This is a genomic window from Pseudomonas sp. Irchel 3A5 (genome assembly GCF_900187575.1).
In the GTDB taxonomy this organism is placed as follows: domain Bacteria; phylum Pseudomonadota; class Gammaproteobacteria; order Pseudomonadales; family Pseudomonadaceae; genus Aquipseudomonas; species Aquipseudomonas folii.
Window position 1 is genome coordinate 407,882 of the sequence record NZ_FYDU01000001.1, and the last position, 15,549, is coordinate 423,430.

A 15,549-nucleotide genomic window follows, 5' to 3' on the forward strand; every position below is an offset into this window, starting at 1 on the left:
GTTGAGCAGATCAGGTCGAAAAAATCCGGGGGCGCAACTTACCGTTGTTGACCGCGTATCGCAAAAAAACTTTATGTGACATTGCCTTGGGATGGACCGGTAGGAGCGACCGGGGTGGCGATCCACCTTGTTCGCGAGGGCGTCGGCAAATTCAACATATTAGTGCCTGACATACCGCCTCGCGAACAAGTTCGCTCCTACCGGGATCTACTTATTTACCCGACTTAATCTTGGTCCAGCTGCGGGTCATGATCCGCTGCGTGGCGGCTGGCAAGTCAGCGATGGCGTAAAGCTTGGCCAGCACATCAGCAGGCGGGTAGACGCCTGGATCGCTGGTGATGTCTTTATCGACCAGAGCAGTTGCTGCCGAGTTGCCGTTCGGGAAGCGTACTTCGTTGGTGATCTCGGCCATGATTTCCGGCTGCAGCAGGAAGTTCATGAACTTGTAGGCCCCTTCGACGTTTTCTGCGTCTTTAGGAATTGCCACCATGTCGTAGAAGCTGCCAGCACCCTCTTTCGGAATGTTGTAGCTGACCTTCACCTTGCCACCGGCTTCTTCAGCACGGGATTTGGCCTGGTAGATATCGCCCGAGTAACCCACGGCTACGCAGATATTGCCGTTGGCCAGGTCGGAGATGTACTTGGACGAGTGGAAGTAACCAATCGAAGGACGGATTTTCATGAACAGCGCTTCGGCTTCAGCCAGCTGTTTCTTGTCCTGGCTGTCGGTTGGATAACCCAGGTAATGCAGGGCAATCGGCAGCATTTCGGTTGGCGAATCGAGGAAGCTGATGCCACAGGATTTCAGCTTGGCTGCGTTCTCTGGCTTGAACAGCAGGTCCCACGAGTTGACCGGTGCGTCGGCACCCAGTGCGGCTTTGACTTTGTCCGGGTTGATACCGATACCAATCGAGCCCCACATGTACGGGAAGGCGTGCTTGTTGTCCGGGTCGCTGACCGATACGGCTTTGAGCAGGTCGGTGTTCAGGTTTTTGTAGTTGGACAGCTTGGACTTGTCCAGCGGCTGGTAAACCCCGGCTTTGATCTGTTTGGCCAGGAAGTTATTCGACGGCACGACGATGTCATAACCGGACTTGCCGGCAAGCAGCTTGGCTTCAAGGGTTTCGTTGCTGTCGAACACGTCGTAGACGACCTTGATGCCCGACTCTTTTTCGAATTTGGAGATGGTGTCCTTGGCGATGTAATCGGACCAGTTGTACACGTGCAGCACTTTGTCGTCGGCCTGCGCAGCGGCGGCCACAACGCCCATGAGGGACAAAGCGAGGAGGGTCTTGCCAAATTTCTTCATGTGTACAACTCCAGTGTTATTAGGTAGCGGCTTCTAGCCATTAGTCTGGCAAGTTCTTAATCTGGATGACAAGCCTGGTGTAGCGTCGGTAGGAGCGAACTTGTTCGCGAGACATCGAACCTGACACACCGCCTCGCCAACAAGTTGGCTCCTACCGATTCGCGCCTTAATCCTGTAGCTCAGCCAACGTCAGATCCAGGCACTTGCGGGCTTTTTCGACCAACTCATCAATTTCCGCAAAGCTGATCACCAACGGTGGCGCGATGATCATGGTGTCGCCTACAGCCCGCATAATCAGGCCATTGTTGAAGCAGAAGGTTCGACAAATCATGCCCGCCCCTTTGCCGGTGTAGCGCTCGCGGGTTGTCTTGTCCCTGACCAGTTCAATGGCCCCCAACATACCGACGCCGCGGACTTCACCCACCAGCGGATGATCGCTCAGCTCACGTAGACGCTTTTGCAAGTATGGTGCCGTTTCCGCGTTGACGCGTTCGACGATTTTCTCTTCGCGCAGGATGCGAATGTTCTCCAGCGCCACGGCCGCTGCGACCGGATGCCCGGAGTAGGTAAAGCCGTGGTTGAAGTCACCGCCTTCGTTGAGCACGGCCACCACTTCGTCACGCACAATCAGGCCGCCCATGGGGATGTAACCCGAGGTCAGGCCTTTGGCGATGGTCATCATGTCCGGTTTGAGGCCGTAGAAGTCGCTACCAAACCACTCACCCGTTCGCCCGAAACCACAGATCACTTCGTCGGCGACGAACAGAATGTCGTACTTGTCGAGGATTTCTTTGATCTTCGGCCAGTAGCTTTCCGGAGGCACGATAACCCCGCCCGCGCCCTGAATCGGCTCGGCAATAAAAGCACCGACGTTGTCCACGCCCAGTTCAAGAATCTTCTTTTCCAACTGCTCGGCAGCCCAGATACCGAACTCGTCCGGCGTCATGTCGCCGCCTTCGCCAAACCAGTATGGCTGCGGGATGTGCACGATGCCCGGGATCGGCAAGTCGCCCTGCTCGTGCATGTAGGTCATGCCACCCAGGCTTGCGCCCGCGACTGTCGAACCGTGGTAACCGTTGACCCGACTAATGATGGTTTTCTTGTTCGGCTGGCCCTTAATCGCCCAATAGTGACGAACCATGCGCAACATGGTGTCGTTGCCTTCCGAGCCGGAACCGGTGAAGAACACATGGTTCATGCCTTCAGGGGCGATTTCGGAGATGACTTTGGCCAACTCCAGCACCGGCGGGTGGGCGGTCATGAAGAACAGGTTGTAATACGGCAGCTCGCGCATCTGTCTGGCAGCCGCGTCGGCCAGTTCTTCACGACCATAACCGATGGCGACACACCACAGGCCGGACATGCCATCGAGGATCTTGTTGCCCTCGCTGTCCCATAGATAAACCCCCCTGGAACGGGTGATGATCCGCGGGCCGACTTCCTTGAGTTGCTTGTAATCGCTGAACGGGGCCAGGTGATGCTCACTGCTCAAGGCCTGCCATTCGCGGGTTTGCGGGTTCTTGGAACTCATGTACAACTCCATATTAAATGCGCAGGAGGCTCTATGTTTGCGCGCATGTTTATACGGCCGCATCAGTGTCGTGGGACCGGCTTTAGCCGGGAAGAGGCCGGGGCAGCTGATAAATCTTTGTTGTCTGCCAAGCAGCCTTCACGGCTAAAGCCGGTCCCACGTCATCTCAACCGCTCGCTCCAACAGGTCCTATGGCATCAAACCGCAAACAGAAGGAACTCCCGCTCCCACGAACTGATCACGCGTTTGAAGTTTTCATGCTCGGCACGTTTGACCGCGACGTAGCCCTTGATGAATTTCTCACCCAGGTATTTCTCGACTGTCTTGCTGTTTTCCATGCGCTCCAATGCGTCCTCAATGGTCAGCGGCAGACGCAGGTTGCGTCGCTCGTAACCACGGCCGACGACCGGAGCACTCGGGTTGATGTGTTCAACCATGCCAATAAAGCCGCATAACAGGCTCGCGGCAATCGCCAGATACGGATTGGCGTCGGCGCCCGGCAAGCGGTTCTCCACGCGACGGTTCTGCGGACCTGCATCCGGAACACGCAGACCAACCGTACGGTTTTCTTCGCCCCACTCGACGTTCACCGGTGCCGAGGTATCCGGCAGGAAGCGGCGGAACGAGTTGACGTTCGGCGCGAACAGCGGCAACAGCTCAGGGATCAGCTTCTGCAAGCCGCCGATGTGCTGCAGGAACAGCTCGCTCATGGTCCCGTCTTCGTTGGAGAAGATGTTCTTGCCGGTCTTGATGTCGATGATGCTCTGGTGCAAATGCATGGCACTGCCAGGCTCACCCGTCATCGGTTTGGCCATGAAAGTAGCCGCCACATCGTGCTTGAGTGCGGCCTCACGCATGGTGCGCTTGAACACCAGAATCTGGTCTGCCAACGACAAGGCATCACCGTGACGGAAGTTGATTTCCATCTGCGCCGTGCCGTCTTCGTGGATCAGCGTGTCGAGGTCGAGGTTTTGCAGTTCGCACCAGTCGTAGACATCTTCGAACAGCGGATCGAACTCGTTGGCCGCTTCGATGGAGAACGACTGACGACCTGTCTCAGGACGCCCGGAGCGCCCGACTGGCGGCTGCAATGGGTAGTCGGGGTCGTCGCTGCGCTTGGTCAGGTAAAACTCCATCTCTGGCGCGACAATGGGCTGCCAGCCCTGATCAGTGTAGAGCTTGAGGACTTTCTTCAAGACGTTACGCGGCGACAACTCAATGGGGTTGCCCTGCTTGTCGTAAGTGTCATGGATGACCTGCGCGGTGGGCTCGATGGCCCAGGGGACTACATAAACCGCGTTGGCATCCGGGCGGCAGAACATGTCGATGTCTGCCGGGTCGAGCAGTTCGTAATAGATGTCGTCTTCGACGTAGTCACCGGTCACCGTCTGCAGCAATACGCTCTCCGGCAAGCGCATGCCCTTTTCGGCAATGAATTTGTTGGTGGGGGAAATCTTGCCGCGAGTGATCCCGGTCAAGTCGGCAATCATGCATTCGACTTCGGTGATCTTGTGTTCTTTCAACCAATCGGTGAGCTGGTCGAGGTTGGTACTCATAAATACCTCAGGTGGTCAGAGTCCTGATCGCGAATCAGGCGTTAGTTGACGCATCGGCGTCGCGTTGTAGTGCTCGTTTACGGCAGGCATCGCCAAACGCCTGGAAGATGACAAGGTAATCAGGGTTTGCAGTAACTTGCCACTCGGGATGCCATTGCACCCCCAGCGCGAAGCCCGGACTGTCCTGTACCGAGACGGCTTCGATCAAACCATCGGGCGCAATGGCCTCCACGCGCAGGCCCGGCGCCAGGCGCTCGATGCCTTGCCCGTGGATGGAATTAACACGAATTTCACTCGCCAGCCCCAGGCCGTCCAACACACTGCCCGGCTGGACGCGCATCGGATGACTCGGCGCATACTGGACTTCAACCGGCTCATTCTCCGGTTCACGATGATCCATGAAGCCTTCAGTTTCATGGACGCGCTGATGCAGGCTGCCACCAAACGCTACATTCATCTCCTGAAAACCACGGCAAATGCCTAAAACCGGAACACCGGCTGCCACGGCGGCACGAATAAGCGGTAAGGTGGTGCGGTCGCGTTCGGGATCATGAGCAGTACCCGGCGCGCTGGCTGGGCCACTATAGTGGTAGGGTTCGACATTGGAAGGCGAACCGGTGAACAGCAGTCCATCGAGGCTGGAAAGAATATCGGCGGGGTCTAGCAAGGGTCCGAGTGAAGGCAGAATCAACGGCATGCCCTGGGCAGCCACTGCTACCGCACGGACATATTTGTCGCCAGAAACATGATAAGCATGATGACCGATCTGCTTGGTGCAGGCGGTGACGCCGATCAAGGGCAGGCGTGACATGGGACCCCCGTGTTGTTGCTGTTCTGGGTTGCGATCGAGCTTAGCCTTGTTCGTTTTTTTACACAACAGTCCTGTGGAAATCGAACAGGCACCGTGAAAGCCCCGTAATCCGTAGCCTTCCGCTGTTAAATACTTGCCCTGAATTGCGGCAAAAACGGCCTTTTTGCGCCCTTTCGGGGCAAGGGAAGGCTCTATTGACTTCATCATGGCTTTCGGATTGACTGAAACCCGTAAAGCTCGATGATTGATATTTTTAACAACAAAGGTGTTGCATCATGTCGGTACCCCCGCGTGCCGTTCAGCTTAACGAAGCGAACGCGTTCCTTAAGGAACATCCTGAGGTTCTGTACGTTGACCTTCTGATTGCAGATATGAATGGTGTGGTGCGCGGCAAGCGCATTGAACGCACCAGCCTCCATAAGGTTTACGAGAAGGGCATTAACCTGCCTGCCTCTTTATTTGCCCTGGATATCAATGGCTCGACGGTAGAAAGTACCGGCCTGGGTCTGGACATCGGTGATGCGGACCGAATCTGTTATCCAATCCCCGATACCCTGTGCAATGAGCCTTGGCAGAAGCGCCCTACTGCGCAACTGTTGATGACCATGCACGAACTGGAAGGTGACCCGTTTTTCGCCGACCCACGCGAAGTATTGCGCCAGGTCGTGACCAAGTTCGACGAAATGGGTCTGACGATTTGCGCCGCTTTCGAGCTGGAGTTCTACCTGATCGATCAGGAGAACGTGAACGGCCGTCCGCAACCACCCCGCTCGCCGATTTCCGGCAAACGCCCGCACTCGACACAGGTCTACCTGATCGACGACCTCGACGAATACGTCGACTGCCTCCAGGACATTCTGGAAGGTGCCAAGGAGCAAGGGATTCCCGCTGACGCCATCGTCAAGGAAAGTGCTCCGGCCCAGTTTGAAGTCAACCTGCACCACGTCGCCGACGCGATCAAGGCGTGTGACTACGCGGTATTGCTCAAGCGCCTGATCAAGAACATCGCCTACGACCATGAGATGGACACCACCTTCATGGCCAAGCCTTACCCAGGCCAGGCAGGCAACGGTTTGCATGTACACATCTCGATCCTGGATCGCGATGGCAAGAATATCTTCACCAGCGAGGATCCCGAGCAGAACGCCGCGTTACGTCATGCCATCGGCGGTGTGCTCGAGACCCTACCGGCGCAGATGGCGTTCCTTTGCCCGAACGTCAATTCGTATCGCCGGTTTGGTGCTCAGTTCTATGTGCCTAACTCCCCGAGCTGGGGCCTGGACAACCGTACCGTGGCCGTACGCGTACCGACCGGCTCTGCCGACGCGGTGCGTATCGAGCACCGTGTTGCGGGTGCCGACGCCAACCCTTATCTGTTGATGGCTTCGGTCCTGGCAGGCGTGCACCACGGCCTGACCAACAAGATCGAACCTGGCGCGCCGGTTTCGGGCAACTCGTACGAGCAGAACGAACAAAGCCTGCCGAACAACCTGCGCGACGCATTGCGTGAGCTGGACGACAGCGAAGTCATGGCCAAGTACATCGATCCTAAATACATCGATATCTTTGTTGCCTGTAAGGAAAGTGAGCTGGAGGAGTTCGAACACTCCATCTCCGACCTTGAGTACAACTGGTACCTGCATACCGTTTAAATAATGGTGTGAAGCATGAGAAACGCCGCAGGCCGTGAGGTTGTGCGGCGTTTTTTTGTGTCGTGGGACCGGCTTCAGCCGGGAAGAGGTCGGTACATTCAGCAAATCTTATCGCCAGGAATGCAGCCTTCTCGGCTAAAGCCGGTCCCACGCCAAATTCCATTACAATCCCACAAGTCCCCGCCCACGAGACCGTCACATGACCCGCCCCATCACGCCCCGCAAACCCCGCGCAGCCAGCCAGGCCCGAATCGATTCGATTCTTGATGCTGCACGCGAACTGCTTGCCACTGAGGGCGTAGCGAGTCTGTCGATCTACAGCGTGGCCGAACGGGCACAGATTCCGCCGTCTTCGGTTTACCACTTTTTCGCCAGCGTTCCCGCCCTGCTGGAAGCGCTGACCGCCGACATCCATGCAGCCTTCCGTGCCAGCCTGCAAGCCCCTATTGAACATGCAGAACTCAACACGTGGCGTGATCTGTCCCGCCTGGTCGAGCAGCGCATGCTGGATATCTACAACGCTGACGCCGCTGCGCGCCAGTTGATTCTGGCCCAGCATGGCCTGACCGAAATCACTCAGGCGGATCGTCAGCATGACATCGAGCTGGGGCACTTGATGCTGGAGGTCTTTGACAGACACTTCGCGCTGCCGGTGCTACCGACGGATGTCGACGTGTTCGCCCTGGCCATGGAGCTGGGCGACCGTGTGTATGCACGCTCCATGCAACTGCATGACCAGATAACCCCGCGCATGGCCGAAGAAGGGATGCGGGTATTTGATGCGTACGTGGGTATTTATTTGCCGCCTTACCTACCGAAAAGAGAGCGCCCCTTGACGACTTAGCTTCATGCAGGAATGGGCGACTCCTCCCTGACACGCGTTAGGGTCTGAGCCAGCATCTGCTGCAATGCCTGTAACACCGGATCGTGTTTGCGCTGGCTAAAACGCAACACATTGGCCACGTCTGGCAGCGGCATATTGTGCTCAAAAGCACGACTGATCTCGACGCGCTTGTCGACATTGCTCGCCGTCACCAACCCGATGCCCAAGCCTGCCGATATGGCCGACAACACGCCTTCAGTCGAGGGGCACTGCACCGCCACCTTGCAGCGAATACCCGCGGCCTGAAGTCGGTCCTGCGCCAGATTGCCGTAGAAACATCCCGCCCCGTAGGTCACGAGAGCGACGGTGGTATCAGGGTTATATTCCCAACCGGCAGGCACGCACCAGTTCAGCCGTTCGCTCCACAACAAGTGATCTTCAGCACTCAACCCGTGAGCGAAATCCTGATGCAAAGCCATATCCAGCGCACCGTTGACCAGCGACTCGCGCAGCGCCTGACTCTGTTCGACGACAACACGAACGTCGACATTGCCGTGTTGCCTGGAGAACTTCGCCAGTATCGGTGACAGTTGGGCGAGCGAAGCCTGCTCGGTCACGCCCAGCCGGACGGTGCCTTCCAGGGTAGACGGAGCAAACAGTGCCAGCGCCTCGTCGTGAGAATTGAGGATGCGCCGCGCATGAATCAGCAGCTCGGCACCGTCGCTGGTTGCAACCAGACGCTGGCCTTCACGACGGATCAGATCTCGCCCAAGCTGCTTCTCCAGCCGCTTGATCTTCCAACTGACCGCTGATTGCGTGAGGTTCAGGCTTTCAGCCGCGCGGGTGACACTGCCCAGTTCGACAATGCTGCGCAGCGCCCGAAGGACGTCTATGGGGAGGCGTTGGTTCACAAATTATCCTTATAAGCGAATTCGTCGTAGGAGCGGCTTTAGCCGCGAGAAGTCCTGTTTATCGCTATAAGCCTTCGCCTGAAATGCCCTCCTCCCGGCTAAAGCCGGTCCTACAGATATGCATCAGACCGTTCACATCAACATGACAAAAATCGAATTCCAGCAGCATAAGTTGTCATTGGCGTCATGAATACCCCTTCGATACGCTGAATCCATCATCAACGTCTCGGAGACCACGCTCATGAACAATCCACTGCTCAATCAACACGTGATCATCGATGGGCGACGCATCGCCACCGGGTGTCACGGCGAAGGGCTGCCGGTTGTCCTGCTGCACGGCACGCCCGCACACTCGATTATCTGGCGCAAAGTCGTCCCAGAACTGGTGGCTGCCGGGCTGAAAGTGCACCTGTTCGATCTGCTGGGTTTTGGCGCCTCGGAGTTTCCGCAAGATCAGGACACCTCGGTCGCGGCCCAACGGATCCTGCTGGAGCAGTTGCTGGATCACTGGGGGCTGGAGCAAACGCATATGATTGCCCATGACATTGGCGGAGGCGTTGCGCTACGGCTGGCGATCGATGCACCTGAACGTTTCCTGTCCCTGACCATTGCCGATATCGTCAGCTATGACTCGTGGCCCTCTGCAAGCTGGCAACATATCCGCACGCACTACGCCGAACACGCGGTCATGAACGCAGACGAACATCGGCAATTAATGATCCGGCAATTGCGCATGGCGGTTTTCAACAAAAGCATCATGGAGGGCGAGGTGCTTGAAGCCTACCTGGCGCCGATCACCGGCCTGATCGGCCAGCAAGGTTTTTACAAGAACCAGGTAGCGCATTACGACTCGCGCTACACCGAAGACTTCGCGCAACGTCTGCCCAGGCTGAACATTCCGGTGCAGATCCTCTGGGGCGCCGAAGATGAATGGCAACCATCAAGTTATGCCCACCGTTTGCACGGCGACATTCCTGACTCGATAGTGCAGATAATCGACAATGCGGGACACTTTCTGATGGAAGACCAGCCGCTGATGTTCGCCGAGAAGGCCAGTGTGTTTATCCACAAGCACGGATGAGTTTTCCGTCGCCACCGCGCTATGGTGCGGCAACTCGGTTCAATGTGGGAGCGGTGCTTGCCCGCGATAAGGTCGACGCGGTCTGAAGGGTAAATCGCGGTGTTCTTATCGCGGGCAAGCACCGCTCCCACACAAACGCGTCTATTCAGTGGTTTATATTTTGTGTTTGATGGGACCAAGCCAGGCGAAGTGTTTGTTGTTAGATATCGCGGTGTCGTCGGACACAAAAAACCCCGGAGAGTCATCACCGTCCGGGGTTGTTTTTTGCGCATCGGTCACAGCTTGGCGATGGAAACCTCGGTGGACTTCACGAACGCGATCACTTCACTGCCAACCACTAGCTCCAGCTCTTTTACCGAGCGAGTGGTGATCACCGAAGTCACGATACCTGAAGCAGTTTGTACGTCGATTTCCGACAGTACGTCGCCTTCGACGATTTCCTTGATGGTGCCTTTGAACTGGTTACGAACGTTGATGGCTTTAATAGTCATGATGATCTTCCTGTGTGGGATGGATTGCTAACGGTCGGTTAATTGGCCCAACGCAGTTGCGTGGGCAGCGGTGAAACGGGATCAGGTTCAGGCGGCGAGCCGGGCAGCGACAGCACTCGTTCGAGCACTTGCGCTTCCAGATTGGCCAAGCGATGCGAGCCGCGGGCACGTGGACGCGGGAGATCAACCAGCAAGTCCAGGCCGATACGCCCTTCCTCGATAAGAATCACGCGGTCCGCAATCGCTACCGCTTCGCTGACGTCATGGGTCACCAACAACACGGTGAAGCCATGTTTGCGCCAGAGGTTTTCAATCAATTGCTGCATCTCGATGCGGGTCAAGGCATCCAGCGCGCCCAGTGGCTCATCGAGCAACAGCAAGCGCGGCTGGTGAATCAACGCACGGGCCAGCGCCACACGCTGCTTTTGGCCACCGGACAATGCAGCAGGCCATTCCTCGGCACGTTCGGCCAGGCCGACCGCCTCCAGAGCTTCCAGCGCTTTTCCACGCCAGTCACCGCTGAGACCGAGGCCAACGTTGTCGATGATCTTTTTCCACGGCAGCAGACGTGCTTCCTGGAACATCAACCGGGTGTCTTCGCGGGCATCTGCCAGCTTTCCAGAGCCAGCGAGCAGTTGCCCGGCAGTAGGCTTGTCCAGGCCGGCCAGCAAACGCAGCAGCGTACTTTTGCCGCAACCGCTGCGACCGACAACGGCGACGAACTGCCCGGCCGGAATGTGCAGGTCGATGTTCTTCAACACTTCACGGCTGCCAAAGGCTTTCTTCAGCTGTTGCACCGCCAGAGGGATGCCGCGCAGCAGATGCGCGGGCTGTTGCTGTTTCAAGCTGCTCATGCGGCACCGCCTTTAGTCACTTGATAGGCCGGGTGCCAGCGCAGGCAAACTCGCTCCAGACCACGCGCGGCCAGGTCGGCCAGCTTGCCCAGTATTGCGTACAGCACGATGGCCAGCACCACCACGTCGGTTTGCAGGAATTCCCGGGCGTTCATTGCCAGGTAACCAATACCGGAGCTGGCAGAAATCGTTTCCGCGACGATCAGCGTCAACCACATGAAGCCCAGCGCGAAGCGCACGCCGACCAGAATCGAAGGCATCGCCCCCGGCAGAATCACGTGCCGGAACAGACCGAAGCCGGACAAACCATAGCTGCGGGACATCTCGACCAGCGCCGGATCAATGTTGCGAATCCCGTGATAGGTATTCAGGTAAATCGGGAACAAGGTGCCCAGTGCGACCAGAAAAATTTTGGCGGTTTCGTCGATGCCGAACCACAGGATCACCAGCGGGATAAGCGCCAGGTGCGGGATGTTACGGATCATCTGGACCGAGCTGTCCAACAGGCGCTCGCCCCATTTTGACAAGCCGGTGATAAAACCCAGTGCCAGGCCGATGCCGCCACCGATGGCGAAACCGACACCAGCACGCCAGCCGCTGATTGCCAGATGGGTCCAGATCTCACCACTGGAAACCAGGTTCACACCCGCCTCAATGACCGCGCTCGGCGCAGGCAGAATGCGAGTGGACAGCCAGCCAGCGCTGACCGATAGCTGCCAGATAGCCAGCAGCAGAATCGGCAGAGCCCAGGGTGCGAGGCGCTGGATTGCTCGTTGCGAAGCGTTAGTGCTCATGGAGTTGTCTCCTCATGGTCCGGCTGATTACGGCGCTTTCGCGACTGCGGCGGGCGGCGTCCAGACCACATCCGCGATGTTCAGCGGCTTTGGAATCAACTTGAGCTGATAAAACGTATCAGCGATTTTTTGCTGCGAGGCAACCACTTGCGGCGTGAGGAACAGCGCTCCGTAGCCTTGGCGTTTGACCGAAGTCAGGGTGATATCCGCAGGCAGACCAAGCAGTGGCGCGACCTGTTTGGTCACCTCTTCGGGGTGAGCCTTGGACCACTCACCTACCGCGCGAACTTCTTCAATCAGCGCTTGAACGACTTTCGGGTTTTTCTGGGCATAAGGCTTGGTCGCCAGATAGAACTGGTGGTTATCCACAATCCCGGTGCCATCTCGCAGGGTTTTCGCTTGCAGTTGCTGCTCGGCAGCTGACTGGTAGGGATCCCAGATCACCCAGGCATCCACACTGCCACGCTCGAATGCCGCGCGGGCATCGGCTGGCGGCAGGAAAACGGTCTGGACATCGGTGTATTTCAGGCCAGCATCTTCAAGGGCTTTTACCAACAGGTAATGCACGTTGGAGCCTTTGTTGAGGACGACTTTCTTGCCTTTGAGTTCTTTAACAGAAGTGATGGGTGAGTCCTTGGGTACCAGAATCGCTTCGCTGGTCGGCGCAGGCGGCTCGTAAGCGACATACACCAGATCAGCACCCGCGGCCTGGGCAAACACCGGCGGCGTTTCGCCCGTCACACCAAAATCAATGGAGCCGACGTTCAGACCTTCAAGCAACTGTGGACCACCAGGGAACTCGGTCCATTGCACTTGCACGCCCTGCTCGGCCAGGCGCTTTTCCAGCGTGCCCTTGGCTTTGAGCAGCACCAGCGTGCCGTATTTCTGATAACCGATCCGCAGGGTCTCGGCCTGTGCCTGGGTTACAGCGCCAAAGGCGACCGCTGCGGCAAACAGAGCGACCAAACCTTGACGCAAAATAGCTGTGCGCATGGCGCGCTCCTTTGCTAATTCAGTGGCACCTGCTGGACCGTTGGCGGACGAGTAAGGTGTGAGGGTTTTGTTGAATTGCACTGACCATATCAGTGATTTTTTATATCCATAAATCTTATTTTTTCATTTGTTTATTCTTTAAATGCATATATGTGAAATCCTGTTGGAGCGAGTGGGCGGCAATCCGACTTGCCCGCGAAGAACGATTAAGCGGTGCATCTGAAAAAGCCGAGGTGGCCGGTTCGCGGGCAAGCCTCGCTCCAACTGGTGCTTGTGTTATTTCAGGCATAAAAAAGGGCCGACTAATCGGCCCGTATGCCCTATCAAGAGCAACCCCATCTGTCGTGGAAGGGTGATTCAGCGATTAGGCTGTGGCGTCAGACGCAGGTACGGTTTGACGGCTCTGTAGCCTTTAGGAAAGCGTTGCTTGATCTCGTCTTCATCCTTGAGCGAAGGCACGATCACCACGTCATCACCATCGACCCAGTTGGCAGGCGTGGCGACTTTGTGATTGTCGGTCAGTTGCAAAGAGTCGATGACCCGCAGAATTTCGTTGAAGTTACGCCCGGTACTGGCTGGGTAGGTGATCGTCAGACGCACCTTCTTGTTCGGATCGATTACGAAGAGGGAACGTACGGTCAGGGTTTCACTGGCGTTGGGGTGTATAAGGTCGTAAAGCTCGGACACCTTACGATCCGCATCGGCCAGGATCGGGAAATTGACTCGGGTGTTCTGGGTTTCGTTGATATCGTCGATCCACTTCACGTGGGAGTCGACCGGGTCAACCGAGAGCGCAATGGCCTTCACGCCGCGCTTGGCGAACTCGTCCTTGAGCTTGGCGGTAAAGCCCAATTCGGTGGTGCAAACCGGGGTGAAGTCAGCGGGGTGGGAGAACAACACGCCCCAGCTGTTACCCAGCCATTCGTGAAACCGGATACGACCTTCGCTGGAATCCTGTTCAAAATCAGGGGCGATATCGCCAAGTCGCAAGCTCATGGATGTGGCTCCTTGTTGTGATGTGTGCTCATTCATTGAAGCCACTCTGCGCGCCTTCGCTAGAAATTAAAAAGAATAGATAACGCTTTGAATATAGCGTTTGGAGATATCAAATTTTGGGCAAAAAGAACCCCGCCGAAGCGGGGTTCCTTTTCAACTGACCCGGCTTATTTGAAAGCGTAGGTGTAGTTGAAGATCAAACGGGTTTGATCGGCATCGGTTGCGCCGTTCAGACCAGCATCGGCACGGTACGAACCATGACGCAGCGTAGTACCAAAACCTTTCAGCACACCGCTCTGGATCACGTAGTCAATGCGCATATCGCGTTCCCACTGAGAGTAATCGTTGTTGCGGGTAGCATTGGTGTTGCCACGAATGTCATCGCCATGCAGGTAAGCGATTGCGGCTTTCAGGCCCGGAACGCCTACACGTGCGAAGTCGTAGGAGTATTGACCGAAGGTAGTATTAGTACCAGCACGGTTGAAACCGTTGATCATGGAGTCAGTGAAGAGGTAGAAGCTCGAACCACCGTTACCTTCGTTGCGACCGCGGTCATTAGTAAGGCTACCCTGGTTCAGGAAGACCATACCGCCGTCATCACCAACTTGCTGGTGACCAACCATCAGCGCGTGGCCACCCAATGCATAGGTGAACATTGCCGACCAGGTGCTGTTATCAACTTGGCCAGCGTTCTTGGCGTAACCGCTGTTGTTGTTGAAGCGATAACCAGCGGTAGCGTCGTCGTTCTTGCCGTCAGCACTGCTGTTGAAGTAGCGGAGGTCAGTCTTGAAGGACTGATCTTCACCCAGTGGCAATACGTGAACCAGACCCAGGAAGTGCTGCTTGTAGAAGTCTTCCAGGTTGGCGAAGTAGTACTGCAAAGTCAGGTCTTTGGTGACTTTCCAGTCAGCACCAGCAAAACGGAAGTGATCGCTTTCTTCAGTCGCGCCGTCGACGGACAACCCTGTCCAGTTGCTCGACGCACGGCCAATGCTCTTGTCCAGTTGGCCAGCGGTGAAGGTAACACCGTCCAGCTCTTTAGAAGTTACGATGCCGCCTTGAAAGGCAGCTGGCAGCAATCGACCATCGTTGGAAACGAGAATTGGCAGGTTTGGTGCCAACGCGTTACCAATGCGAAGTTCGGTTTTCGAGAAGCGAGCCTTGGCGTTACCACCAATACGAGTCCACTCGTCAACGGACTTGGCAGTAGCTTGGCCGTCCTTGGTTGCGAAGTCTTCGCTAGGAGTGATGGCACCGTTAACGCCGTGATGACCGCGACCACCGTCAAGGTGAACACCCACCAGCGCTTGAACGTCAAGACCGAAGCCGACTGTGCCTTGGGTGAAACCGGACAGGTAATCGAATTTCAGACCCGTTGCTGTTTCTTCGGTACGGTTACCAGTGCCTTCACGGGGGTCGTTGTTGAAATACAGGGTCCGCGAACTAACGGACGCTTTGCTGTCTTCAATAAAACCTGCTGCACCGGCCTGCTGAGCCATAACGCCGAAGGCTACAGCCATGGCCAGAGTGGACTTCTTCATGAATCGCTCCTCGTGAATCTTAATTTTTTATAATTTCTGGTGCCGAGGCCCTGGGACGCTCTGACCCAAAAATTTACGGTTAGCGCCAAACCCGACCGAAGCCAATGGTTAACCAGCGCCTCAAGACCAATGACCCACCGGTCACGGTGGTCGCAGGGTAGTGAACATTTAACAAATCGAAAAAGAATTATTGCTGAGCTTTTAAG

At 56.5% G+C, this 15,549-nt stretch carries 14 protein-coding genes; 3 read left to right on the plus strand and 11 right to left on the minus strand.

Going from position 1 to position 15,549, the window contains the following annotated elements:
* Nucleotides 1-211: 211 nt before the first annotated feature.
* The 4 genes from CKW31_RS01635 to CKW31_RS01650 form a co-directional block, all read right to left on the minus strand.
* Complete coding sequence (locus CKW31_RS01635; protein ID WP_095092628.1) at nucleotides 212-1,309, minus strand: polyamine ABC transporter substrate-binding protein; 1,098 nt, start codon at nucleotides 1,307-1,309, stop codon at nucleotides 212-214.
* Between the two features lie 166 nt (nucleotides 1,310-1,475).
* Entirely contained in the window at nucleotides 1,476-2,840 is a 1,365-nt protein-coding gene (locus CKW31_RS01640; protein WP_095092630.1) for an aspartate aminotransferase family protein, read from the minus strand.
* A gap of 197 nt (nucleotides 2,841-3,037) precedes the next feature.
* Entirely contained in the window at nucleotides 3,038-4,396 is a 1,359-nt protein-coding gene (locus CKW31_RS01645) for a glutamine synthetase family protein (protein ID WP_095092632.1), read from the minus strand.
* A gap of 34 nt (nucleotides 4,397-4,430) precedes the next feature.
* A complete protein-coding gene (locus CKW31_RS01650) occupies nucleotides 4,431-5,207 on the minus strand; it encodes a gamma-glutamyl-gamma-aminobutyrate hydrolase family protein (protein WP_095092634.1) in 777 nt (258 codons plus the stop codon).
* Between the two features lie 275 nt (nucleotides 5,208-5,482).
* Between CKW31_RS01650 and CKW31_RS01655 the strand changes: the two genes are divergently transcribed.
* A complete protein-coding gene (locus CKW31_RS01655; RefSeq protein WP_087265866.1) occupies nucleotides 5,483-6,859 on the plus strand; it encodes a glutamine synthetase family protein in 1,377 nt (458 codons plus the stop codon).
* 199 nt (nucleotides 6,860-7,058) lie between these two features.
* A complete protein-coding gene (locus CKW31_RS01660; protein WP_095092636.1) occupies nucleotides 7,059-7,703 on the plus strand; it encodes a TetR/AcrR family transcriptional regulator in 645 nt (214 codons plus the stop codon).
* A 2-nt stretch (nucleotides 7,704-7,705) separates the two neighbouring features.
* Here the strand turns inward: CKW31_RS01660 and CKW31_RS01665 are convergent, their stop codons facing one another.
* Nucleotides 7,706-8,593, minus strand: coding sequence for a LysR family transcriptional regulator (locus CKW31_RS01665; RefSeq protein WP_095092638.1), 888 nt, complete (start codon nucleotides 8,591-8,593; stop codon nucleotides 7,706-7,708).
* A gap of 241 nt (nucleotides 8,594-8,834) precedes the next feature.
* On the opposite strand from CKW31_RS01665, the gene CKW31_RS01670 reads away from it, so the two are divergent.
* A complete protein-coding gene (locus CKW31_RS01670; protein WP_095092640.1) occupies nucleotides 8,835-9,674 on the plus strand; it encodes an alpha/beta fold hydrolase in 840 nt (279 codons plus the stop codon).
* A 275-nt stretch (nucleotides 9,675-9,949) separates the two neighbouring features.
* Here the strand turns inward: CKW31_RS01670 and CKW31_RS01675 are convergent, their stop codons facing one another.
* The 6 genes from CKW31_RS01675 to CKW31_RS01700 all read right to left on the minus strand — a co-directional run bounded on the left by CKW31_RS01675 (nucleotide 9,950) and on the right by CKW31_RS01700 (nucleotide 15,343).
* Nucleotides 9,950-10,165 carry a molybdopterin-binding protein gene (locus CKW31_RS01675; protein WP_020291765.1) on the minus strand — a complete coding sequence of 72 codons (216 nt, stop codon included), beginning with the start codon at nucleotides 10,163-10,165 and terminating at the stop codon, nucleotides 9,950-9,952.
* Between the two features lie 38 nt (nucleotides 10,166-10,203).
* Complete coding sequence (gene ssuB / locus CKW31_RS01680; RefSeq protein WP_087265861.1) at nucleotides 10,204-11,019, minus strand: aliphatic sulfonates ABC transporter ATP-binding protein; 816 nt, start codon at nucleotides 11,017-11,019, stop codon at nucleotides 10,204-10,206.
* Nucleotides 11,016-11,813, minus strand: a complete 798-nt coding sequence (ssuC, locus tag CKW31_RS01685; RefSeq protein ID WP_095092642.1) for an aliphatic sulfonate ABC transporter permease SsuC — start codon at nucleotides 11,811-11,813, stop codon at nucleotides 11,016-11,018. The genes ssuB and ssuC overlap by 4 nt, the downstream gene beginning before the upstream one ends.
* A gap of 27 nt (nucleotides 11,814-11,840) precedes the next feature.
* Nucleotides 11,841-12,806, minus strand: coding sequence for a sulfonate ABC transporter substrate-binding protein (locus CKW31_RS01690; RefSeq protein ID WP_095092644.1), 966 nt, complete (start codon nucleotides 12,804-12,806; stop codon nucleotides 11,841-11,843).
* Nucleotides 12,807-13,163: 357 nt separating this feature from the next.
* On the minus strand, nucleotides 13,164-13,802 hold the full coding sequence (locus tag CKW31_RS01695) for a peroxiredoxin (protein ID WP_095092646.1): 639 nt from the start codon (nucleotides 13,800-13,802) through the stop codon (nucleotides 13,164-13,166).
* A 167-nt stretch (nucleotides 13,803-13,969) separates the two neighbouring features.
* Entirely contained in the window at nucleotides 13,970-15,343 is a 1,374-nt protein-coding gene (locus tag CKW31_RS01700) for an OprD family outer membrane porin (protein ID WP_095092648.1), read from the minus strand.
* Nucleotides 15,344-15,549: the final 206 nt, after the last annotated feature.